This is a genomic window from Agrobacterium sp. CCNWLW155 (assembly GCF_036888815.1).
In the GTDB taxonomy this organism is placed as follows: domain Bacteria; phylum Pseudomonadota; class Alphaproteobacteria; order Rhizobiales; family Rhizobiaceae; genus Agrobacterium; species Agrobacterium radiobacter.
Genome location: NZ_JBAKFW010000001.1, coordinates 459,894 through 482,855 on the forward strand (window position 1 = coordinate 459,894; position 22,962 = coordinate 482,855).

A 22,962-nucleotide genomic window follows, 5' to 3' on the forward strand; every position below is an offset into this window, starting at 1 on the left:
CAAATGTTCCGCGACGGTCATTTTCCATAGCAGACTTGAACAGGCAACGCGGAGAGGGATGCTCTCCGCGTGACCTCCTGTCAGTTGAACCGACCCGCCGCATGGGCAAGCATCGTATAGACCTTGCCGGTATCGGAGGTGAGGTAGGACTGGGTGACTGTCCGGTCGCGATCCGTGCGGGCCACATCGGCAAGCAGCTTTTCGAAATCGGTGATGTAGCGGTCCACGGCGGTGCGGAATTCAGCTTCCCGCTCGTATTTGCGCTTGATCTCGTCAAAAGTCGTCTGGCCCTTCAGCGTGTAGAGGCGACGGGTAAAGACGTCGCGCTCGCCGCGCTGGTAACGGCGCCACAGTTCCACGGACGCATCGTGGTCGATGGCGCGGGCGATGTCGACGGAGAGCGAGTTCAGCGATTCCACCATGTGCCGCGGATTGCGGGTATCGGCCGCACGCGTTGGCTGCTGCTCGGTGCGGGGTGCGGAAGCGGCTGCCGTTTCCTGTGAGGCGCCGCGCAGAAGATCGCTGATCCAGCCACCGCCTTCTTCACGACGTCCAGCGGGAGCGGCAGCGCCAGTGGGAGCCGGGGCAGGTGCCTGACGGTTCTCGACCTGGCGGTTTTCAAGCGGCAGGGTGCCACGCAAGGCAGGGGCAGCAGCAGGCTGCGGCTGTGCCGGGCGCTGTTGTACCGGAGCGGCTGCTGCCGGCTGCGGACGCGTCTCGACGCGGCGTTCAGCGGCAGGCTGGGTCGCGGCGATGGCACGGGCGACCGGTTCGGACACTTCCATCTGGTGGGTCGAACGACCGACAAGGTGGGAAATATCCTGCAGGGCCTTGATCTGCTCGGAAACGGCGCGGCGCATGGCGGCAGCGCTTTCCTTGGCTTCTTCCGGCAGGTCGAAGGCGCCGCGCTTCAGTTCGGCGCGTGTCGCATCCAGCTCGCGGCGGATGTCGTGGCTGGAGCGGCGGATTTCGTCCGTTGCACCGGCAAAGCGGCTAACGGCTTCCTCGACGGCCTGACGCAGCGTTTCCTTGAGGTTGGCGGCGGCGGCATTCGATTTTTCCGAGGCGCTGCCCAGAAGATTGTCGACTTCCGAAAGCGAGGACTCGACACCGCCGCGCAGGCGGTTCACCAGCTCGTCGGAGTATTTCTGCGCGTCGGAGAGCGTGCTTTCGATCGAGCGGCTGGCATCCTGACCGGCGGAGAGCAGGGCGCCCCGCATGGTCTGTGCCGCCGAGCGGGCGCGCTGTTCGGTCTCGTCGAGCGAGCGGCCGATATCGGTGAAGGACGCCTGCAGATTGTCACGCAGATTGCCGGCGACATTCTGCGAACGCTCTTCGGCTTCGTTGAGCGTGGTTTCCACGACGCCGACGACGTTGCGCATGGCGCTTTCGATTTCCTCGGAGCGCTTGACGAGGCCGACGGACAGGCTGCGCAGCGCATCCTGGCGTTCCTCCAGCGTGCCGACGAGGCTCGACTGTGCGGCATTGAGCAGTTCGGATGCCTGGCTCAGCACCTTCGAATGTTCTTCGAAGCGTCCGACGATACCGGCAACCTGCGCCAGCGTCTGGCCGGAAATATTCGACAGGCGGTCGATCTTTCCTTCGAGCAGACGGCTGGAGCTGGACACCATGTCGGCGGCCTGCGAGGCGGATTCGGAGAAGCGGGTCGCCGAGGCGTTCAATGCCTCATCTGCCGCGCCGAAGCCCTGTGCGGCGCGCTCAACGGCGGAATTGAAGTTGGTTGCCGACTGTTCAACGATCTCGGCCATGCTGTTATGGGTCTGCGACAGCATGTCCGTGCTCTGGCGGGTGGCGGCGACCAGCTTGTTGGCGGCATCGCTGCCGGCGCGGGCATATTTGTCGATGCCCTGTTCGACGGCGTCCGCCATAGCAGTATGGGTCTCGGACAGCATATCCGTGCTCTGGCGGGTGGCTGCGACGAGCTTGCCCGCCGCATCCGTTCCGGCAGCGGCATAGTCACTGATCGCCTGTTCCACCATGCCGACCATGCCGCTGTTGCTCTGCGAGAGAAGCTCGGCGCTCTGCTGGGCGGCGGAAACGATCTTCTCGGCGGCTTCGCGGCCGATGGTGGCATATTCGTCGACGATAGGCTTGGCTTTCTCCTCGATCAGGCGAGACAGCTCCGCAGAGCGGCTGGCCAGCATCGAGTTGAGTTCGCGGGTGCGGTTGTCCAGCGCCGAGCGGATGGATTCGCCGCGCGCGTCGAGGGCCGATTCGACACCCGTCAGCGTTTCGGAAATGACACCGACCTGAGAGCGGACGACGGCTTCAGCCTCGGCAACCTTGTTGACGATAATGTTGCCTGCCTCGGAGAAGGTCTGGGCCACGGCGGCGGCCTGGCCGGAGAGACGGGTCTGCGCATCCGAGATGCGGTTAACGATCTCGCCGGAGCGCTCTTCGATGGCCTTGGTGAAGGCTTCGTTCTGCGCCTGCACCTGTTCTGCAAATTCCGAACCGGATTTCGAGAGCAGGGCGGATGAGCGGGCCGCTTCATCGCCGATGCTCTGGGTGGCCGACGTGACCGCGCCGCGCAGGCTGACAGCGAGATCGCTCGCCTTGCCTTCAATGGTGCGGTTGACGTTTTCGAGGCCGATCGTCAGCGCACGGTCCATGGTGCCGAGGCGCTCATCGATGCGGGCCGTGCCGCTATCGAAGGTTTCTGCCAGGCGGCTGGTGCGGCTTTCCAGCGTATCTGCGACACGCGTGGTCTGTTCGTCCAGAATGCCGGTGATGCGCTCGGCGGCCTCGTCGCTGGTGCGGGCGAACACGGCCGTCTTGTCTTCCAGCGCGTCGGCGAAGCGGCGGCCGGCGTCCTCGATCGAGCTGTTGACGTTGGCGAGATCGCCACCGACGCGGGTCTGCAGGGTGTCGAGAGAGGTCTCGATGCGGGCGCCTGTCTCGTCGAGACGGGTTGTGACATTGCCGATCGATGTTTCGATGCGGGCGGAGAGGGCGTCGGTGGCCCCGCCGATTTCGCGGGCTGCCTCGCCGATCTTGACGGCGATATCACCGGCGCTGTTGCGAAGACGCTCTTCCAGCGTCGCAGCACTGCCGTCGATTGCCTTCTGCAGCGTGTCCTGCTGGGTCTCGAGCGACAGTTCAAGCATGCTGGCGCTGGAGGCGACCGTGGTGCCGATCATCATAGCCTGCTCGGAAAGCATGTCGCCCATCTGCGTCGTGGCGGAGCTGAGCGTCGCAGCAAGGTCCGCCTGGCGCTGGTCGAGCGCCGTGCGAATATCCTCATGCGATTGCGAGAGGTTGGTTTCGAGGCGGGACACACCTTCTTCCACCGTCTGGGCAAAACGGGTGCTGCCGTCTTCAACGACGCTTTCGATGCGGTTGGCCGCGCCCGAGACACTCTGCTCGATCAGGCCGCTATTGCGCTCCAGCGAGCCGGCAATGCGCTCGGCCTGTGAGCCGAGCATGGTTTCGAGCCGCTCGTGACCGCTGGCAAGCGCGTTTTCAAGCGTGAATGCGGTGGATTCGAGACGCTGGCCGACACCGGCCGCCGCAAGCGAAAGCGACGATGCTCTGGCATCCATCGCCTCGGCGATACGCTCCTCGACACCAGAAATCGTCATATCGAGCGCAAGAGTGCGGCTGTCCAGCGCATCCGCGATGCGTTCTTCCGCGCCTGCCACGATGCCGGAAAGGGCAGCGGTACGGCTGTCCAATGCGTCTGCAATGCGGTCTTCGACACCGGAAACGGCGTTCTGCAGGGCCGTGGTGCGACCATCGAGAATATCGGCGATCTTTTCCTCGACGCCGGAGAAGCTCATGTCGAGCGCCATGGTGCGGCTGTCGAGAACATCCGTAATCCGCTCTTCGGCGCCGGAAACGACGGTCTTCAGCGAATCCGTGCGGCTGTCAAGCGCGCTGGCAATACGGGTCTCGGCGCCGGCCACCAGTTCGCCAAGGGCTGCGGTGCGCGTGTCGAGCGCTTCGGTGATTTTTTCCTCCGCGCCGGAGAATGCCATGTCGAGCGCCATGGTACGGCTGTCGAGCGCATCGGCGATGCGTTCTTCAGCGCCGGAGACCACGGCGTTGAGAGCGGCGGTGCGGCCATCCAGCGTTTCCGCGATACGGGTTTCAGCACCGGCGACCACGTCGCCGAAGGTGGCCGTGCGGCTGTCGAGCGCGCCGGCGATTTTCTCTTCAGCGCTCGCCACAATGCCGGTGAGGGCAGAGGTACGGTTGTCGAGCGTCTCGGACAGTCTTTCCTCGACATTGGCAAAGGTCATGTCGAGCGACAGGGTGCGGCTGTCCATCGTATCGGCGATGCGTTCCTCGACGCCGGAAATGGCGCTGGAAAGAGCGGCCGTGCGGCCGTCAAGCGTATCGGCGATGCGGCTTTCCGCACCGGCGACGACGTCGTGCAGGGCAGCCGTGCGGCTTTCCAGCGTATCGGAAATACGATCCTCGATGCCGGAAACAGCACCGGTGATGGCGGCAGCCCGGGTTTCGAGCGTTTCCGAAAGGCGGCGCTCGACATCGGCAACGACACTGTTGATCGCGGCGGCGCGTTCGTCGAGCATGGCGGCAAGGCGTTCGGCCGTGCCGGAGACGGAGCCGGTAATCGCCATCGAACGGCTGGCGAGTGCCTCGTCGAAACGGTTCTGGCTGGCTGAGAGCGCGCCGAACAGGGCGTTGCTTCGTTCCGACAGCACAGCGTCGATCTTCTCGTGAGAATTGGCGAAGGCGTCGGTGATTTCGGCGGTGCGCTGGCCGATCGCGTCGCTGAAGGCCTGTGTCCGGATTTCAAGCGCGCTTTCCAGCATTTCCTGACCCGTGCCCAGCGCAGTTGCAAGCGCCAGCGACTGATCGGTCATGGTGGTGCCGATACGCTCCAGACCGGCGCTCAGCATGGTGTCGAGCGCTTCGGAGCCGCCGGCAACGGTTTCGTTGATGCGGGCGAGACTTTCCATCAGCTTGCTGTCGAGGCTGCCGGCGCGCTGGTCGAAGGCACTGGCGAATTGCGCCACATGCACGTCGAAGGCCGAGTTGACCTGGCCTACCGTCGCCTGCATGCGCTCCTCGTAGAGGCCGGAGCGAAGATCGAGATCCATGATCGCATCGTCGGCCGTGCTCTGCAGGCTCTGGCGGAAGGAGAGGCCCTTTTCTTCAAGCGTCGTGGACAGCTTGTCGAGAACCGTATCGAGCGAACCGCCGATGACCTGCTGGCCGCGTTCGATATTGCGATTGAGTTCCAGCGTGCGGTTGGACAGCGTCTCGTTGAGCTGGCGGGTGCGTTCCTCAAGCGCGCTGTTGAGGCTTTCCACGCCGCTATCCAGCGTCGAAGCATGGATCGCGAAACGCTCCAGCAGCACTTCACCGCGCTCGTCCAGCGTTGAGGTGAGATTATGCAGGCGCATGTCGAATTCGTTGGAGATCGTCGAGCCCGAAGAGTTCAGCGCCTGGAGCAGGTTTTCGGTCTTGGCGGCGATCAGGCTGCCCATCGCTTCGGTCGAGGCGCGCGATTTTTCGAGCAGCGCAGCCGAACGCGTGTCGATCATAGAGGCGAAAGCCTCGCCGGTCGTGGCGATCCGCATCGAAAGCTCTTCGCCAACGATGGAAAGCTCTTCTTTAATCTGTTCCTGCGCGCCGACGATGGAGGAGCGGATGCGCTCGGCATGATTGACGATGGCGTCACGCTCGGCGGTCAGTTCCTGCACGAGGCTGCGCACGCGCAGTTCATTGTCGGCATAGCTGCGCTCGAGCGCGTTGACTTCGGAATGAACGAGTGTCTCGAGTTCCGTCGCGCGGGCGATTGTGCGCTCGATACCGTCATTCATGGCCGAGACTTCGCGGCGAACCGCCTGGCCGACCGACATGATGCGGTCGGATGCTACGGTTTCCGGTTCCGCAAGGCGAAGGGCGACTTCGGCCATGGAGCGGGCGGCATTCCGCAGATCGCGGGCACGCGCCATCATGATCGCGAAGGCGAAGAACAGCATGATGGGAACGAGGATGCCGACGACGATTGCCATCAGGCCGGGGATTGCGGTGAGATCAGCCAGCGAGGCGATGTTCCACAGCGTGTTGCCATAAAGAAGATGTGCGATACCAAGGCCGCCGAGCGCCCAGATGACCGACATGATCGTGGCGTTGCGAAGTGCGCCGCCAATGGAGCCGCCTTCAAGCGATTTCAGGATCATGGCCGGGCTGCGCTTGGAACCGTCATTGGCCGCCTCGAGATTGGGCGATCTGGGCGTCTGTTCGGCAGGCGCGCGCGCGGCCTCGGGAGCAGGGGTCTGTCTGCTTGCTTCCTTCAATCTGGCCTCCGGCTGCTTCGGCGCTGCAGTTTTCCGCGTCTCCGGCTTTTCTTCGAAAGCGCCAAGCTGCAGGGCATCTTCCAATGCCTGAAATGCAGTCTCGTCGACAGAGTCGCTGATCTTGTTATTCGCCATGCGGTTACGCCTCGTTACACATACGCCCGGCTTCATGCCGTTGACCACTTGCGATCCGCAAGCAGACTGCCGCCATCATGCCAGCGGAACATTATCCCTTGAAGAGAGAACAATTCCGCCATTTACCAAATCCCGAATTGCTGGTGGTCCAGCTTTCGGGCGAAATTACATCACTGTGCCGCAATAACAAAGCTTGAGCTTAAGCCTCGCAGGAACGGCAGTACCGTAGTGACACATTTAGGTGTTCGAAACAATTAATGCGGATTTGCGGCGGTGGCGAAGTGTCGGCTTTTTAACAGTTTTTAAACCTGAGTTTCACGCTGAACGCCTTGTTTCGCATAAGTTTAACATAAATTAACCATAGCAGAAGATTTTCGCCCGCGTCACGCCGTAATTTAAGCTGATAGCAGCCGCCCGGATGCGTGAATACGACACAGATGTGACACGAAACAGGAAACGGTGAGACAGGATTTCAGCCATGGCAGCGGTCAGTATTGTTTTCGAAGCTCCCGATAATTGCGGCGGCGCGCCTGCCACCGGTAAAAAACCGATCGATTTCGATCATCTCGCCCGGCAGACGATGGGCGACAAGGATCTGGAGATCGAGGTGCTGCAACTCTTCAGCCGCAACGCCCGCGCCGCCCTGCATGAAATGGCGGGTGCGGACGACAAGACCGTCATGGCGACGGCCCACCGTCTGAAGGGGTCGGCGCAGGCCGTCGGTGCATCCGCCGTTTCCGCAGCCGCGGCAGCAGTGGAAGACAAGGGCAAGGACAGCGCGGCGATCGCAAAACTCGCAGCAACCATTGTCGAAGCCGAAAATTTCATCCTCAAGCTCTGCCGCTGAGGCGTAATCCATCAAATTTGCCATTTTGCAAGGCCGGTTGCGTCTAAGCGCCCTCGAAGCGGGTTGCCAAGGCGGAGCGGCCTTTCTATGTGTTTAGAACAGTTCTTAGATCACATTTTGGATTTCCGGCATGACAAAACTGACCATCGTTGCCTTTGACGGCACGCCCCATGAACTCGACGTGAGCAACGGCTCCACCGTCATGGAGAATGCGGTGCGCAACTCCATTCCCGGCATCGATGCGGAATGCGGCGGCGCCTGCGCCTGTGCGACCTGTCATGTCTATGTCGACGACGCCTGGGCCGAGCGCGTCGGCGGACCGGAACCGATGGAAGAGGACATGCTGGACTTCGCCTTCGACGTGCGCCCCACCTCGCGGCTCTCCTGTCAGATCAAGATGAATGATGAGCTTGATGGTCTCGTCGTTCATGTTCCCGAGCGTCAGGGCTGAAAATTTCCGTATTGCTTCACGCAGAAAAAGCCCCGCTCACCTAGTAGCGGGGAGCGGGGCGAGGCGGGTACGCGCATGCAGGCGAGGGAGGAAACACCTGCGAGCCCTCAAGTGCGCACCGGGAGAACCGGAGACGGTTGCAACCGCCGGACCCGCCTTGGGCCGCAACCATTTCAAACCGTATGAACAAGCTACAATGAGTCTTGCCGGCCGCACCACGGCGAGAATTCACGGGTGATATAGGACATGACGTTACGTCATGTCCGTGATTTTCCCCGAGATTCTGGAAGGTACGGCCAATGACCGTCAGCGACGATTCTGGCCCTGCTCGAGCCGGTTTTTCAAAAGCCGGGTCATGCGGGCATCGAAATTTTTCGATTCCACGACGTCGAAGCGCATTTGGTCCCGGTCATGCTCGTCCATCACCGTCTGGGTGATCTTGCCGACCATTTCCTGTAGCGTCTCGCAGCTTTTCTGCGGCCGAAGCGAGGTCAGCTGTCTTTCAAGCGAACGGGCATGGGTGCGGGCGATTTCCGCATGGCGCTCCTCGTGGCGCTTGATATCGGCAAGCAGCGTATCCCAGATGAAGGCCAGTTCCGCCGTGGTGCGACGGCGGTTTTTCCATTGCGGCAGGAGAATGCGGGTGTTTAGCACCACTTTGGCGGTTCCGACGCTGCAAAGGCCGTTTTTCTCCACATAGGTGAGCTCGCCCCCGAATTTGATTTCGGTAGCGCCGGGATGGCGCGCGCCGGTATTGCGGGTCAGGGGGCCGTGCTTGGAAAGCTGCTGGTCGAGATCGGCCGCCGTTTTGCCGCCAATCGAAAAATAGGAATAGGTCTTGCGGACGATGGTGTCGGAAAATGCCGATCCGGGTAGGGAAAGTGCCATTGCGCCCGCCAAAGCGACGCAAAGAGCACGTGATGATTTAGTCATGACCCGGCCTTCCGGTTGAACTTCAAAAAGGTTTGCTGCATAGGCGGAGCGGAACTTATAAGAATTGGCATAACACTCCGTTATTCCCGAAAGGCGCGTGTTACGTGATAACAGCCGGCAGCAACGCGTGGCAAGCGGCCCATGGTCGCTCCCTGAAACTTGATGGGCGTGGCCGTATTATGGCCATCGTCAATGCAACGCCCGATTCCTTTTCCGATGGCGGCCGTTATCTTGCCGTCGATTCGGCTTTTTCCCATGCGCTGACCTGCGTGGAAGAGGGTGCTGACATCATCGATATCGGCGGCGAATCCACGCGGCCGGGTGCCGCCGCGGTGACGGAAGCCCAGGAACAGGACCGGGTGCTGCCGGTCATCGAGAAGCTGCGCCGCGAGACGGATGTGCTGATTTCCGTCGATACCTACCGCGCTTCGACGGCGAAGCTGGCGATCAGCGCCGGCGCACATATCGTCAATGACGTCTTCGGCCTGCAGAAGGACATGGAAATGGCCGGCGTGGTCGCCGCCACCCGCGCCGGGGTCTGCATCATGCATACCGGCCGCGACCGGCAGAAGCTTGCCGATGTGGTCGCCGACCAGTTCGAATTCCTCAATCGCTCGCTCGAGATCGCCGAGGATGCGGGTATTGCCCGCGATGCCGTCGTGCTCGATCCCGGTTTTGGTTTTGCCAAGGACGAGCGGGAAAATGTCGAACTGATGGCACGTTTCGGCGAGCTTGCCGCTTTCGGCCTTCCGGTTCTCGCCGGTACGTCGCGCAAGCGTTTCATCGGGTCGCTGACGGGCCGGGATGCGGCAGCGGAACGCGATATCGGAACGGCTGCGACCACCGCGATCCTGAGGTTGGCGGGTGCTTCGATTTTTCGCGTGCACAATGTCGCTGCAACGCGCGATGCACTGGCAATCGCCGATGCGGTTCTTGCCAAAACGTTGGCAAAGGCCGATGCGTAGATCAATGAGTGCCGGAATGCCATGTCCCCAAGAGGGGGCGGCTTTCTGGAGAAACAGTCCTGCCATGGAGGCGATGCGATGAGCCGCTATACCATCATCCTGAAAAACTGTTCTTTCTTCGCCCGTCATGGTCTTCTCGAGCAGGAGGAGGTGCTGGGCCAGCGCTTTTTCGTCGATGCCGAGATGGAAGTCGAGGCGGGTGATGCGCTGGAAACCGACGATATTGAAAATACCGTCGATTACGGCGTGGCCTTTGCCGTCATCGAAAAAATCGTCGTGGGCCAGCGCCGCTATCTCATCGAGGCGCTGGCGAACGATATCGCCAAGGCGCTGCGTGCCCGTTATCCGCAGATCGTCTGGCTCAGGATCACAGTGCGCAAACCCTCCGCGCCGGTTCCCGGCATTCTCGATTATGCGCAGGTGAGCGTTGAACACCGTGCCTGAGAAGAAGACCGTCGCCGCATTGGGCCTTGGCGGCAATATCGGCGATCCCGCCGCCGCCATGGCAAGGGCGCTCCGAGAACTCGATGCACACGAGGATTGCCGCGTGCTGGCCGTTTCCGGACTTTATCGCACGCCGCCCTGGGGCAAGACGGATCAGGCGGATTTCTTCAATTGCTGCGCTTTGGTCGAAACCTCGCTTTCAGCGCCCGCGCTCTTGCAATTGTGCCTTGATATCGAAAAGGGCATGAAACGCGTGCGGACGGAGCGCTGGGGTCCACGCACCATCGATATTGATGTGCTTACCTATGGGAATGAGTCTCTCGTAACGGAAAGCATTGAAGTGCCGCATCCACGCATGACGGAACGCGCTTTCGTGCTGATGCCGCTCGCCGATATTGCATCCGATCTCGAAGTCAGGGGCAAGGCCGTGCGGGAATGGCTACGGCAGGCGGACAAAACAGGCATTGTCAGCGCAAACGAAAAGCGGGAGTGGTGGACACTCCCGCTTGGTGATGACTGAGAAGAGTATGGCGTTTACGGCTTGATGGAGCCGACAGCGATCTGATCAATATCGCGCGCCAGTGTCACGCCGATGACCGGGATCATCTGGTCGGCGACCTTGACGGAAATGGTGATGTTCATCGAATTGTCTTTGGAGACGCGGGCGACCATGGCGCCGTTGAGCTTGGCGCGGTTGATGCCGACGACGACCTTGTCACCGCTCACCTGTCCGGAGGTGATGTCTAGTCCCTTGCCTTCGGCGCCGTCGAGGAACTTGCCCTCGTAGCTGTTGCCGTTCTGGCTGATGACGGCCGACATGGGCTGGCTGAAGACGCCGACGCGGCAGGTGCCGCCGAGCTTGATGCCGGTCTGCTTGTCGTCGAGCGGTTCGCCCGTCAGGTCGCAGGTGAATTTGGTGCCTTTGTATTTGCCGGCGACGATTTCGCCCGGACCTTTCCAGACACCGGCCACGGAGCGGAAAAACACGTCGTCGCGATCGCGCGATGCGGCATGGACGTCAGACATGCCGAAACCACCGCTGACGGACAATATGGCGGCAAGCCCGCCCACAAGCGAAAAGAAGCGCGAATACATGATACTTTCCCCGGCGAAGAAGCCTGTTCGATAGGCTGCAATCTACCGGCGGAATGGTTAATGCTTGGTTTATTTCACTCTCATTTGCGGCTTTGTCCGTAACCTTTTGAACCGTCAATGCCCGGTAGATCAGGCTTTTTCACCGGTTTTCCCCCCGCTTAGATCGGGTGTGAGGTCGGACATGAAATCGCCGATCCCCGGACGCTTCACCGCCCTGAACGGCAGCGGACGGCACAGATCCATCGCCGCAATGCCGATTCGCGCCGTCATCAGGCCGTTGATGACGCCTTCGCCGAGACGTGCGGAGAGTTTCGAGGCAAGGCCGTGACCGAGAACCTGCTGGGCAAGGCCGTCACCGACGGCAATCGACCCCGTGACGGCGAGATGTGCGACGACATCCCGCAGAAGCTTGAGCATGCCGAGCGTGCCGGGGCGGCCGCCATAAAGCTCCGCCATGGCGCGCACCAGCCGCGTGACTTCAAACAGCACATAAGCGAGATCGACCACAGCGCGTGGGCTGACGGCAGTGACGACGGAGACGCGCTTGGACGAATTGAGAATCAGTGCCCGCGCTTGCCGGTCGAGCGGCACGAGCAGCTCGCGTTCGGCAAGCTCGATCAGATGCGGGCCGTCGATGACGTCACTTTCCGTTTCCTTCAGCGCCGCTCGCCCCTTGGCCGTTTCGGCCCGGTGGGAGAGGACGGCATTCAGGCGGGTGACGATGGCGCGCGCAGGTTTCGGGCTCTTGTCGAGGCTCGCCGTCTCGGCATCCGCCTTGAGAGATTGCACGGCATTGAGCCGCATGATGCCGAAGACTTCGCGGCCGACGAGGGCGAGAACTGCAAAAAGCGCCACGATGAGGGCGATTGTCGCGGTATAACCCAGCCAGTCGGAGCGGGAGAAGAGATTGCGGATAAGCTGATCCGCCCACAGCCCGAAGGCAAGCGAGAACAGGACGCCCAATGCACCGAGCGCGAGCTTGCCGAAGGAGAAACGGCTCTTCTTCGGCGTCGCCACCGGCAGCGCATTGGCATCTATGCCCTCGGGCGCCAGAAACGGATCGTCCTCGTCCGCCGTCAACGAAACCTCGGCGTCGAAGCTGCGCGGCGCGCGCTTCTGTGTGGCGGACGACCGTGTCGTTTCCTCGGTCTCAAGCGTGAAAGCCGCGGGGCGGCGTGTCTGCGGATCGTTTTGTGTGGGAGCCTTCATGCGAGCTTGTCTCCGAACAGGAACTGCATGGCGCGATCGAGCCTGATATGGGGAACGGAAAGCCGGAGGCCGCCGCTACCCGGCTCATCTATGTTGGGCGGGCGGAAGCGCACGACATTGACATCGGGCAGCGATGCCTTGTCGCCATCCCTATCGAGGCTGCGAAACAGCGGTTCCGGATCCTCGGGCAGGTCGCCGGGAAAGATCGCCGTCTTGCGATTGCCGTCGAAGGTCTCGCCATTGATGGTTTCACCCGCCATCGGCGTGCCGACGATGACCGGCAGGTCGTGGCCGTCCTGGCGCACGCTTGCCTCACGGGTGGCGCGCACGGAAGCCAGCGCCATGACCTCGATGCCGGCGCCGTTCATGCCGATGGTGGTGATGGCGCGGTCCACCAGACGGCGGGTCAGCCGCTCCAGCCGGTCATGGCTTTCATGATGCAGATGGTCGGCCTTGGTGGCTGCAATCAGCACCTTGTCGATTCGCCTGCCGATCAACGACGACAGCAGGCTGTTGGTGCCGGGGCGGAAACAGGCAAGCACGTCGCCGAGCGCCCGCTCCAAATCCTGCACGGCTTCCGGCCCGCGATTGACGGCCTGCAGCGTGTCGATCAGGACGATCTGCCGGTCGAGGCGGGCGAAATGCTCGCGGAAGAAGGGTTTGACCACGATCGACTTATAAGCGTCGTAGCGCCGTTCCATCATGGCGCGCAGCGAGCCCTTCGGCGCTTTCTCGTCGGTCAGGCCCGGAAGCGGCGCGAAGGTCAGCGCGGGCGACCCTTCCAGATCGCCGGGCATCAGGAAACGGCCGGGCGGCAAAGTGGAAAGCGATCTTTCGTCGGATTTGCAGGCCTTCAGATAGGCTGCGAAACTTTCGGCCAGACGTCGGGCCGTCATCTCGTCTGCCGGCGCGTTGATGTCGAGCGAAGACGCGATCGCCAGCCATTCCTGCGCCAGTTCGGCACGGACGCCGCTTCCGGCAAGGGCGACGGTCGCATCGCTGAACTGTTTGTAATCCTGCGACAGAAGCGGCAGGTCGAGCAGCCATTCACCGGGGTAATCGACAATATCGATGGAAAGCTTGCCGGCGGAAAACCACCGGCCCCAGCCGCTGGCGCTCTGGTAATCCAGCGTGATCCTGAGTTCCGAGATCGCCCGCGTCGAATCCGGCCACAGCCTGTCGCGCACCAGCGCCTGAATATGATCCTCATATTGAAAACGGGGAATGGCGTCGTCCGGCTGCGGTTCGAGACGCACATTCGAGACGCGCCCGGACCGCATGGCCTCGAACAGCGGCAATCGCCCGCCATTCAGAAGATTATGGACGAGGGAAGAGATGAAAACCGTCTTTCCCGCCCGCGAAAGGCCGGTGACGCCAAGCCGCAATGTCGGATGGGTGAGGTTGCTCGCACGGTCGGCCAGATTATCGAAAGCGATCAGCGCGCTGTCTGTCAGGGACGTAAGAGAAGGCGACAATGGCAGTTTCCTGGCTGTGTTTAACGGTCACCGCTGCAATATAGGGAGCTGCGGCTGCCCAAAAAAGAAGCGCTCCAGCGGATTTTCAGAAGGCCGCTCTGCAAAATTCTTATGAAAGGCCGCAGCGATTATTTGCCCGGTGCGAGGAAATCGACCAGCCGCCAGCGATTTTTACCGTTTGCGGCGCTGTCATCATGGTCGAGAACTGCAAGGCCCGATGTCGGAAAGCCCGAGGGCAGGGCGGCATGCAGCAGGTCCTCGCCGATCATCGCCTCCAGCGTCGCCTCCATGGTGGGGTTGTGACCCACCAGCATCACCGACGGCGCCTCCGCCTGAGCGGCGATAAGCGACAGATAGGTCTCGCTGCGCGCATTATACATCTCATCGACGTAGAAGATGTCTATGCCTTCGTTGAAGGCCCGTTGCCAGGCCTGCGTGGTTTGCCGGCAGCGCGCGGCCGTGGATGACAGAAGCAGATCGGGGCGGTAATGCCGGTCGGCGGCAAGGTCGGCGATGACCTCCGCCTCGGCAAAACCGGCTTCGTTCAATCCCCGGTCGAAATCCCGTTCTCCAGGTGCCGCCCAGGCGGCCTTGGCGTGGCGCAGAAGATAAACTCGGCTCGGGGAAGATGCTGTCAAGGGCGGGGACCGGCGTTCGAATGTCAGGGCACGGTATGAATGCTACAGGATAGGGTTGCAGGACCGCAAGTCCTCTTTCCTGTTGGTAAGTCGCGTTGACGTGATTGAAGAAGAGTTCGCTTCAATACGAATAAAGAATAAAAATTAGTCATTTAGATGATTTTTGTGTCAGTTTTAAAAATGCCTGAAAACTGATCTGCAGACTTGAATCGGCCACTATCATTGGAGTATACACCGCCGCATTGAGATGTTCTTCGAGGAGAATCGCGTTGAGTGAGAAGATCGATCTTAGCAAATATGTGCTCTCGGAAGACGATGAGTTCATGAATGCCAGCCAACGGGCATACTTCCGCGCGAAGCTGGTCGCCTGGAAAAATGACATCCTTAGAGAAGCGCGCGAGACCCTCGGACATCTCGCTGAAGAAAGCGCCAACCATCCCGATCTCGCTGATCGGGCTTCTTCCGAAACGGACCGGGCGATCGAACTTCGCGCCCGCGACCGTCAGCGCAAGCTGATTTCAAAGATCGATGCAGCCCTTCAGCGGATCGAAGACGGCACTTACGGTTACTGTGAGGAAACGGGCGAGCCTATCGGCCTCAAGCGTCTGGACGCCCGCCCGATTGCAACGCTCTCCATCGAGGCGCAGGAGCGTCACGAGCGTCGCGAAAAAGTCTACCGCGACGAATAAGGCGCTGCGGCAAGCAGGCCTTCAAATCGCAGGCAAATAAAAAGGGCACGGAATTCGCTTCCGTGCCCTTTTTCTATTTCGAATTTCTGGTCGAAAGGCCCGCGCCCGTCAGCGGTCACGGGTAACGGAAAGTTCTCCGAAGATACGCGCCATTTCCTTCTGCATGTCTCCATCCGGTGAAGCGCCGGTGACAGGCGGGGAGGCGGGCTGGGTCTTGGCCTGCTTTTCCGCGGCAGGGGCGATGGACGGTTCGTTATCCGCCTCTTTGCTCTTGGCGATCTCCGCCTCGAGGAAGCTCTCGAAATCGCTGGCGAGCTCGTCGGAAAATTTCGGTTCGGCGTCATTGGAAGCCACAGCCGGATTTTCAGGTCTGGGCGGAAACGGTGCGGGGGGCGTCGTCTGCCCTGGATTCAGGTCGGGAAGGACACGTTCCCGGGCCGCGTCGAGAAAATCAGCGGCGATGGATTGGTCGATCACCGGCTCGCGTGCGGCAAAAACCGGCGGGGCGAATTCCGCAGTCCGTTCTTCCGCCTTTGCCTGTACGGGCGTCTGTGCCGGGATCGGCGGTGCGACGGGTGCCGGAGCGGGCGCGACGGGTTCGGCACGCCTGGGTTCCGTCCGGGCTGCGGCCATGTCTAGCGATGCGGCCGCCATGGGCAAGACGGCAGCTGTAGCCGCAGCAACCGGTATTGGCGGCGGCGTGGGCCGAACTGTCTCCCGCTCGGGCGCGGCCTGTCTTGCCGGCGGAGCGGGTTCGCGCGCCGTTACAGGCGTGGAGACGGGTTGCGGCGGGGTTGATGGGCGTGGCGGAACCTGAGCGGCTGCTGCTGCAACGGGTGCGGGACGCGGCGCAGGTGCCGGCGGCTCCGGCCGTTGTGGTTGCCTTGCGGGTTCTTCAGGCACGGAAACGGGGGCCGCAGCGGCAACGGGCTGCTGTTGCGGCAGGGCGGGGCGACGTTCCTGCTGGATCGTCGGCTCGGCTCTCTTCTGTTCGCTTTCCTGACGCGGCAGCGCCTTCAGTTCCGGCTCCTGCACATCCCTGACGATTGGGATCGCGCCTATGCCGCTTTCGATGACGATATCCGTCGGGCCGCCGATCATGACCAGATGCTCGACATTGTCGCGGCGCACCAGCACCAGACGGCGGCGCGCATCCACGGCCGTTGCGTCGAGAACCTGCAGGCGCGGCTGCCGGTTGCGCCCGCCTCGAATGAATGGGGCCGAACCGCTGCGTCTGCGCATAAGCCACAGCGCAATCGCCAGAATGAGCAGGGCCACGCCCACACCAACAACGGCGACGATGAGACGGTTTCCATAGGTGCCGATAAAATCTTCCATCATGGAGATCATCCCTTCAGATTTTCTGGCTTTTTAATTTCTTGGGCAATTAATATTGCCGTGGTTCTTATATTGTGAACATCAAGCAGGAAAAGACGATTTTTTTGGGCGCGATACAAGGTTTATTCATTTCACCCCACAGGATTGCCGCCTCAAACGTGAAGACGCCACCAAAGCGCCTCATCTCGTCCTTCAATGCTGAGAGACAGTGAAAGTTGCAATTCTTTTGACGAAGGAGCGGTTCTGAATGTTCCAAGCATTGCGCATTGACGGCTCCCTTGCTCGGCATTTCATTATTGTTTTGCTGTTGCTATCCTCTTTCGCGTTCCCGCATTCGATCGTGAGGGCCGAAGACAAGGCGCCGGATAACGTAGCGACCATGGCGGAGTTCGTGCGCGATAATCCCTCCTGCCTCGACTTCACTGACGGATGCTCGGTTTGCACCGTCGCTGACGGCAAGATCGTCTGTTCCGCGCCACGCATCCAATGTCAGGTGAAGGAGCTTACCTGTACCAGGCAGTAGTCTCTCAACGCTTTTATACACCTTTCAGGCCGTTTTCGCTGTGCGTTTTTAAGCCTTTGTGTCCTGGCGGAGCTTTTTGCCGGTCAAGCGAGTTGCTACAAGAAATTCTGCTGCCCGATTCCGTCAAGGAAATAAGGCTGACCGAATGACGACCTGCACGACTGCGAGGCCAAGATGACACGGGTGCGCGAGACAAGCGACAACGACCTTCCGCTGGTGGACAGGCGTGCCCGTTCCGGCACGGTGCTGCGCATTCTGCTTCTGGCGCTGGTTCTGATCGCGGCTGCCGCCGCCTTTGTCTATTTCAAGGATTCGCTGGAAAACGAAATCGTGCTCGGCATTCTCGGCGTGCTGGCGATGATGGGCATCTTCTTTCTGGTGTCGTCGATCATCGGCTTCATCGAGGTCATGCCGCAGTCGCAATCTGATGGGCTTGCCCGCCGCTTCCTGTCGGCTCACCCCGAAGGTACGCTGATTACCGACGCCAAGGGGCATATGGTTTATGCCAACGCCACCTATTGCCGCATGAGCGGCACCACGAAGGCGAGCGATATCCAGAGCCTCGAGACGCTTCTGTCGCGCAGCCGGGAATCCACCGAAGCGCTTTACCGGCTCATCAACGTGCTGCGCGAAGGCCGCGATGGCTACGAAGAATTCCGGCTGCTGAAACCGCTGGGCGGGGATTCCAATGCGGGGCCGCACTGGTACCGGCTGAAGGGCCGGGTGCTGAAGGATGCGGGCGGCGAGGGGCTGCACGTCTTCCAGATCGCCGACATCACGCCGGAGCGCGAGGATCAGGAGCGCTTTTTCCGCGAATTGCAGAATGCCATCGATTACCTCGATCATGCCCCGGCTGGTTTCTTTTCCGCCGGGCGCAAGGGTGAGATCGTTTATCTGAACGCCACCCTGTCCGAATGGCTCGGCATAGATCTCGCGCAGTTTTCACCCGGTTCGATGACCGTTTCCGACATCGTCGCCGGCGAAGGCATGGCGCTGATCGAATCCGTCCAGCCCCAGGGGGCTGCCAAGCGCACCGAAATCCTTGATCTCGACATGCGCCGCGTCAACGGCCAGAGCATGCCGGCCCGCCTTGTGCATCAGGTCACCGCAAAGGACGGCGCGCCGGGTGAGAGCCGGACCATTGTGCTTATGCGTCCGAAGGGGCAGGAGGACACCGAATCCTCCTCCGCCATGCGCTTTACCCGCTTTTTCAACAACACGCCGATGGCGATTGCCTCGCTCGACGGCGATGGCCGCATCCTGCGCATCAACGCGCCTTTCCTCAAGCTGTTCTCCGGCGTTGTCGGGCGCGATGATATCGACCGTGGCGTGGCGCTTGAAACCGTGCTTCACGACAACGAAAAGCCGCGGCTCGAACAGGCGCTGGCCGAAGCCAAGGATCGTCAGGGCGATATCGCGCCCTTCGATTCCCGCCATCCGAGCGACGAGGGCAGGCATTTCCGTTTCTACGTCAATGCCGTGATCGATCAGGATGATGAAGCCCCGGAAGAGGTGGCGATCGTTTACGCCATAGAAGTGACCGAGCAGAAGGCGCTCGAAACCCAGATGGCGCAGACGCAGAAGATGAATGCGGTGGGCACGCTCGCAGGCGGCATCGCCCACGATTTCAACAACGTGTTGACCGCCATCCTGCTGTCGTCCGACCATCTGCTGCTGCAGGCGAGGCCGGCCGATCCGAGCTTTGCCGACCTCATGGAGATCAAGCGCAACGCCAATCGCGCAGCGGTGCTGGTGCGCCAGCTGCTGGCATTCTCGCGCAAGCAGACCATGCGCCCGGCGATCCTCAACCTGACCGATGTGATCGGCGATCTGCGCATGCTGGTCGACCGGTTGATATCAGGCACCAATGTCAAGCTGGAGGTCGATTATGGCCGTGATCTGTGGCCGGTAAAGACCGACCTGTCGCAATTCGAGCAGGTGCTCATCAATCTCTGCGTCAATGCGCGTGACGCCATGCCTGACGGTGGCAAGATCACCATCAGGACGCGCAACGTCGACGAGAAAGAGATCGCAGCGCTTGGCCGTCCGGAATTCCCGGCAGAAGACATGGTGATGGTGGAAGTTGCCGATAACGGCACGGGTATTCCGCCCGAGATCATGGACAAGATTTTTGAGCCCTTCTTCACCACCAAGGAAGTGGGCAAGGGCACGGGCCTTGGCCTCTCTATGGTCTATGGCATCGTCAAGCAGTCGGGCGGTTACATTTATCCCGAATCGGAAGTGGGCAAGGGCACTGCCTTCCGTATCTACCTGCCGCGCCATGTGGTGGAAGCCGTTGCCGGCCAGCAGCCTGGTCAGGCGGCTCTCGCCCCCGTGGCCGCCCCCGAGCCCGTGAAGGAAGAACCGCTGGACCTGACCGGCAACTCCGCCGTCGTGCTTCTGGTGGAAGACGAGGAGGCGGTGCGGCGCGGTGGCAAGCGCATGCTGGAAACCCGTGGCTACACCGTGCACGAGGCCGGTTCCGGCACCGAGGCGCTGGAGGTGATGGAGGAACTGGAGGGCAAGGTCGATATCGTCGTTTCCGACGTCGTGATGCCGGAAATGGATGGTCCGTCGCTACTGAGAGAATTGCGCAAGTCCTATCCCGACCTGAAATTCATCTTCGTTTCGGGTTATGCCGAGGATGCCTTCGCAAAGAACCTTCCGGCGGACGCCAAGTTCGGTTTCCTGCCGAAACCGTTCTCGCTGAAGCAGCTCGCCATCGCCGTCCGCGAAATGCTTGACGACAAGGAGTAAGGCCAGCGGCGGCGAACCGGATTCGGCAGCGCTGAGACCTGTCGTACCCATTTGCGTCCGGCCTGAAAACATGCCGCCAATGCTGGCTCATGTCTTCCCGCGCTTTAGCTGCCTCCATATCCGCACTTTTCCCGAGGTTTGCCTCTTCGCAAACGCAATAGTGATTGCACCGTTTCGCAAGGGGCTTAAAATCGCGTCTTAACGACCTAGATATGAAGAGGCGAAGTTCTCCCTCCTGGCAAAGAACTGTCGGTTTGAGAACAGTTTGGAGAATGATGAAAGATGATCGCTAAGCCGATCTACATGCAGGGCGAGGGCGAAGGGGAAGACGGCGGCGGCACCAACCGCGGAACGTCTGTTATCACCCGCGTCAAGCCTAAGACGAAAAGACCGAATTTGTACCGTGTTCTTTTACTGAATGACGACTACACTCCCATGGAGTTTGTCATCCATATTCTGGAGCGTTTTTTCCAGAAGGATCGCGAAGCGGCAACCCGTATCATGCTGCACGTGCACCAGCACGGCGTGGGCGAATGCGGGGTGTTTACATATGAGGTCGCAGAGACGAAAGTAAGCCAGGTCATGGATTTCGCCCGACAGCACCAGCATCCGCTGCAATGCGTCATGGAAAAGAAATGAGGATCGCAACGTGCCAACTTTTTCCCCGAGTCTCGAGAAGGCGCTGCACCAGGCACTGACCTTTGCAAATGAGCGTCACCACGAATATGCGACGCTTGAACATCTCCTTCTGGCGCTGATCGACGACGCGGATGCCGCTGCCGTGATGGGCGCCTGCAACGTCGATCTCGATGCGCTGCGCAAGACTGTCAGCGATTACGTCGACAACGAACTGACCAACCTCGTGACCGGTTACGACGAGGATTCCAAGCCCACATCCGGCTTCCAGCGGGTCATCCAGCGGGCCGTCATTCACGTGCAATCATCCGGCCGCGAGGAAGTGACCGGCGCGAACGTGCTCGTCGCCATTTTCGCCGAGCGCGAAAGCCACGCCGCCTATTTCCTGCAGGAGCAGGAGATGACCCGTTACGATGCGGTCAATTACATCTCCCACGGCATCGGCAAGCGTCCGGGCACGTCGCAGACGCGCGCGCCGCGCGGTGCTGATGAGCCCGAAGGTGAAAACAAGGCGAGCCGCAGCAATCCCGAGGAAGAGGGATCTTCCGCCAAGAAGCAGCAGGATGCGCTGAAGGCGTATTGCGTCAACCTCAATGAAAAGGCGAAAAACGGCAAGATCGATCCGTTGATCGGCCGTCACGACGAGGTCAACCGCACGATCCAGATTCTCTGCCGCCGCTCCAAGAACAACCCGCTTTATGTGGGCGATCCCGGCGTGGGCAAGACGGCGATCGCCGAAGGTCTGGCCAAGCGTATCGTTGAAGGCAAGGTGCCGGAAGCGCTGGCCAATGACACGATCTTCTCGCTCGACATGGGCACGCTGCTCGCCGGAACCCGTTATCGCGGTGATTTCGAAGAGCGTCTGAAGCAGGTCGTCAAGGAACTCGAAGAGTATCCGGGCGCGGTTCTGTTCATCGATGAAATTCACACCGTCATCGGCGCGGGCGCCACCTCCGGCGGCGCAATGGATGCTTCGAACCTGCTGAAGCCGGCCCTGTCTTCGGGTGCGATCCGCTGCATCGGTTCGACCACCTATAAGGAATATCGCCAGTTCTTCGAGAAGGATCGTGCGCTCGTGCGCCGCTTCCAGAAGATCGACGTCAACGAGCCTTCTATCGATGACACCATCGCGATCATGAAGGGCCTGAAGCCCTATTTTGAGGAATATCACCATCTGCGATATTCCAACGATGCGATCAAGGCGGCCGTTGAATTGTCGGCCCGCTACATTTCCGACCGGAAACTGCCGGACAAGGCAATCGACGTGATCGACGAAACCGGTGCGGCGCAGATGTTGCTGCCAGCGTCCAAGCGCCGCAAGCTGATAACCGAAAAGGAAATCGAGGTCACCATCGCGACGATGGCCCGCATTCCCGCGAAGACGGTTTCCAAGGATGACGAGATGGTCCTCGCCAACCTTGAAAAGGAACTGCGCTCGGTTGTTTACGGTCAGGATATCGCCATCGAGGCTCTCGCCACGGCGATCAAGCTGGCGCGTGCCGGACTTCGCGAACCGAACAAGCCGATCGGCTCCTATGTCTTCTCCGGCCCGACGGGCGTGGGCAAGACGGAGGTGGCCAAGCAGCTTGCCGCCTCGCTTGGCGTCGAGATGCTACGGTTTGACATGTCGGAATATATGGAACGCCATACCGTGTCGCGTCTGCTCGGCGCACCTCCCGGTTATGTCGGCTTCGATCAGGGCGGTCTTCTGACCGACGGCGTCGACCAGCATCCGCATTCCGTGGTGCTGCTAGATGAAATCGAGAAGGCGCATCCGGATATCTACAACATCCTGTTGCAGGTGATGGACCACGGCTCACTGACCGATCATAACGGCAAGAAGATCGACTTCCGCAATGTCATCCTCATCATGACGACCAATGCGGGTGCGTCCGAAATGGCGAAATCGGCGATCGGTTTCGGCTCTTCACGCCGCACGGGTGAGGATGAAGAGGCGATCAACCGCCTGTTCACGCCGGAGTTCCGCAACCGTCTGGATGCGATCATTCCGTTCTCGCCGCTGCCGACTGCCGTTATCCACAAGGTGGTGCAGAAGTTCGTCATGCAGCTGGAAACCCAGCTCTCCGAGCGCAACGTCACCTTCGACCTGCACGAAGACGCGATCTCCTGGCTGGCGGAAAAGGGTTACGACGAAAAGATGGGCGCACGCCCGCTGTCGCGCGTGATCCAGGAGCACATCAAGAAGCCGCTCGCCAACGAAATCCTCTTTGGCAAGCTCAAGAAGGGCGGCGTCGTCAGCGTCACCGTCGGCAAGAAGGATGACGGCTCCGACGGCCTCAAGCTTGAGGTTCTGCCGGAAACCGCGCCCGTTAAGCCGCAGCCGGAGGCCGAACTGAAGGCGGCCAAATCGCCGGGCAAGGCAAAGGCAAAAACTGCTTCCAAGGCGGCAAAAGCCAAGGAAGAGGCGGATGTCCTTGTTGCCGAGGCCGATAAGTCCGATGAGGCCAGCAAGCCGCGGCGCAAGACCAATACGGTGCCGAAAGTGCCGAAGAAAAAATGATCACGGTCTTTGA

17 protein-coding genes are annotated in these 22,962 nt (G+C 60.8%); 10 read left to right on the top strand and 7 right to left on the bottom strand.

The features are described from left to right. Nucleotides 1-80: 80 nt before the first annotated feature. Entirely contained in the window at nt 81-6,428 is a 6,348-nt protein-coding gene (locus V6S97_RS02335) for a hypothetical protein (protein WP_003502523.1), read from the bottom strand. Between the two features lie 478 nt (nt 6,429-6,906). Between V6S97_RS02335 and V6S97_RS02340 the strand changes: the two genes are divergently transcribed. Further along, a complete protein-coding gene (locus V6S97_RS02340) occupies nt 6,907-7,275 on the top strand; it encodes an Hpt domain-containing protein (RefSeq protein WP_003502525.1) in 369 nt (122 codons plus the stop codon). A 130-nt stretch (nt 7,276-7,405) separates the two neighbouring features. Beyond that, nucleotides 7,406-7,726 carry a 2Fe-2S iron-sulfur cluster-binding protein gene (locus tag V6S97_RS02345; RefSeq protein ID WP_003502527.1) on the top strand — a complete coding sequence of 107 codons (321 nt, stop codon included), beginning with the start codon at nt 7,406-7,408 and terminating at the stop codon, nt 7,724-7,726. A gap of 306 nt (nt 7,727-8,032) precedes the next feature. Here V6S97_RS02345 and V6S97_RS02350 read toward each other — a convergent pair whose 3' ends face one another. Further along, nucleotides 8,033-8,659, bottom strand: coding sequence for a DUF922 domain-containing Zn-dependent protease (locus tag V6S97_RS02350; protein ID WP_031234002.1), 627 nt, complete (start codon nt 8,657-8,659; stop codon nt 8,033-8,035). 104 nt (nt 8,660-8,763) lie between these two features. On the opposite strand from V6S97_RS02350, the gene folP reads away from it, so the two are divergent. From folP to folK, 3 genes are all read left to right on the top strand, one after another. Further along, nucleotides 8,764-9,624 (top strand): dihydropteroate synthase, encoded by an 861-nt coding sequence (gene folP, locus V6S97_RS02355; RefSeq protein WP_162691797.1) that lies wholly within the window; start codon nt 8,764-8,766, stop codon nt 9,622-9,624. A gap of 78 nt (nt 9,625-9,702) precedes the next feature. Then, nucleotides 9,703-10,068, top strand: a complete 366-nt coding sequence (folB, locus tag V6S97_RS02360) for a dihydroneopterin aldolase (protein WP_003502532.1) — start codon at nt 9,703-9,705, stop codon at nt 10,066-10,068. Continuing rightward, entirely contained in the window at nt 10,052-10,588 is a 537-nt protein-coding gene (gene folK / locus V6S97_RS02365) for a 2-amino-4-hydroxy-6-hydroxymethyldihydropteridine diphosphokinase (protein WP_162691796.1), read from the top strand. Before folB ends, folK begins: the two co-directional genes overlap by 17 nt. 14 nt (nt 10,589-10,602) lie before the next feature. Here folK and V6S97_RS02370 read toward each other — a convergent pair whose 3' ends face one another. From V6S97_RS02370 to V6S97_RS02385, 4 genes are all read right to left on the bottom strand, one after another. Next, a complete protein-coding gene (locus V6S97_RS02370; protein WP_003502534.1) occupies nt 10,603-11,163 on the bottom strand; it encodes a hypothetical protein in 561 nt (186 codons plus the stop codon). Between the two features lie 129 nt (nt 11,164-11,292). Beyond that, entirely contained in the window at nt 11,293-12,372 is a 1,080-nt protein-coding gene (locus V6S97_RS02375) for a YcjF family protein (protein ID WP_187772831.1), read from the bottom strand. Continuing rightward, nucleotides 12,369-13,847 carry a YcjX family protein gene (locus V6S97_RS02380; RefSeq protein ID WP_187772832.1) on the bottom strand — a complete coding sequence of 493 codons (1,479 nt, stop codon included), beginning with the start codon at nt 13,845-13,847 and terminating at the stop codon, nt 12,369-12,371. The genes V6S97_RS02375 and V6S97_RS02380 overlap by 4 nt, the downstream gene beginning before the upstream one ends. A gap of 128 nt (nt 13,848-13,975) precedes the next feature. Next, nucleotides 13,976-14,452, bottom strand: coding sequence for a SixA phosphatase family protein (locus V6S97_RS02385; protein WP_050816408.1), 477 nt, complete (start codon nt 14,450-14,452; stop codon nt 13,976-13,978). Nucleotides 14,453-14,754: 302 nt separating this feature from the next. Between V6S97_RS02385 and dksA the strand changes: the two genes are divergently transcribed. Beyond that, nucleotides 14,755-15,174: an RNA polymerase-binding protein DksA gene (gene dksA, locus V6S97_RS02390; protein ID WP_003496274.1), complete on the top strand. Its 420-nt coding sequence runs from the start codon at nt 14,755-14,757 to the stop codon at nt 15,172-15,174. A gap of 108 nt (nt 15,175-15,282) precedes the next feature. Here the strand turns inward: dksA and V6S97_RS02395 are convergent, their stop codons facing one another. Next, complete coding sequence (locus V6S97_RS02395) at nt 15,283-16,524, bottom strand: flagellar biosynthetic protein FliO (RefSeq protein ID WP_003502538.1); 1,242 nt, start codon at nt 16,522-16,524, stop codon at nt 15,283-15,285. Between the two features lie 235 nt (nt 16,525-16,759). Here V6S97_RS02395 and V6S97_RS02400 point away from each other — a divergent pair, with 235 nt between their 5' ends. The 4 genes from V6S97_RS02400 to clpA all read left to right on the top strand — a co-directional run bounded on the left by V6S97_RS02400 (nt 16,760) and on the right by clpA (nt 22,949). After that, complete coding sequence (locus V6S97_RS02400) at nt 16,760-17,035, top strand: hypothetical protein (RefSeq protein WP_003502539.1); 276 nt, start codon at nt 16,760-16,762, stop codon at nt 17,033-17,035. 174 nt (nt 17,036-17,209) lie between these two features. Next, nucleotides 17,210-19,792 (top strand): cell cycle histidine kinase CckA, encoded by a 2,583-nt coding sequence (cckA, locus tag V6S97_RS02405; protein ID WP_020811569.1) that lies wholly within the window; start codon nt 17,210-17,212, stop codon nt 19,790-19,792. 282 nt (nt 19,793-20,074) lie between these two features. After that, entirely contained in the window at nt 20,075-20,431 is a 357-nt protein-coding gene (clpS, locus tag V6S97_RS02410; RefSeq protein ID WP_003502541.1) for an ATP-dependent Clp protease adapter ClpS, read from the top strand. Nucleotides 20,432-20,441: 10 nt separating this feature from the next. Then, nucleotides 20,442-22,949 carry an ATP-dependent Clp protease ATP-binding subunit ClpA gene (gene clpA / locus V6S97_RS02415; protein WP_003502542.1) on the top strand — a complete coding sequence of 836 codons (2,508 nt, stop codon included), beginning with the start codon at nt 20,442-20,444 and terminating at the stop codon, nt 22,947-22,949. Nucleotides 22,950-22,962: the final 13 nt, after the last annotated feature.

Coding starts and splice junctions, on each gene's coding strand:
- V6S97_RS02400 (WP_003502539.1), top strand. CDS start 16,760: ATGTTCCAAGCATTGCGCATTGACGGCTCCCTTGCTCGGCATTTCATT.
- folB (WP_003502532.1), top strand. CDS start 9,703: ATGAGCCGCTATACCATCATCCTGAAAAACTGTTCTTTCTTCGCCCGT.
- cckA (WP_020811569.1), top strand. CDS start 17,210: ATGACACGGGTGCGCGAGACAAGCGACAACGACCTTCCGCTGGTGGAC.
- V6S97_RS02395 (WP_003502538.1), bottom strand. CDS start 16,524: ATGATCTCCATGATGGAAGATTTTATCGGCACCTATGGAAACCGTCTC.
- V6S97_RS02370 (WP_003502534.1), bottom strand. CDS start 11,163: ATGTATTCGCGCTTCTTTTCGCTTGTGGGCGGGCTTGCCGCCATATTG.
- V6S97_RS02340 (WP_003502525.1), top strand. CDS start 6,907: ATGGCAGCGGTCAGTATTGTTTTCGAAGCTCCCGATAATTGCGGCGGC.
- V6S97_RS02375 (WP_187772831.1), bottom strand. CDS start 12,372: ATGAAGGCTCCCACACAAAACGATCCGCAGACACGCCGCCCCGCGGCT.
- V6S97_RS02335 (WP_003502523.1), bottom strand. CDS start 6,428: ATGGCGAATAACAAGATCAGCGACTCTGTCGACGAGACTGCATTTCAG.
- V6S97_RS02350 (WP_031234002.1), bottom strand. CDS start 8,659: ATGACTAAATCATCACGTGCTCTTTGCGTCGCTTTGGCGGGCGCAATG.
- clpS (WP_003502541.1), top strand. CDS start 20,075: ATGATCGCTAAGCCGATCTACATGCAGGGCGAGGGCGAAGGGGAAGAC.
- V6S97_RS02345 (WP_003502527.1), top strand. CDS start 7,406: ATGACAAAACTGACCATCGTTGCCTTTGACGGCACGCCCCATGAACTC.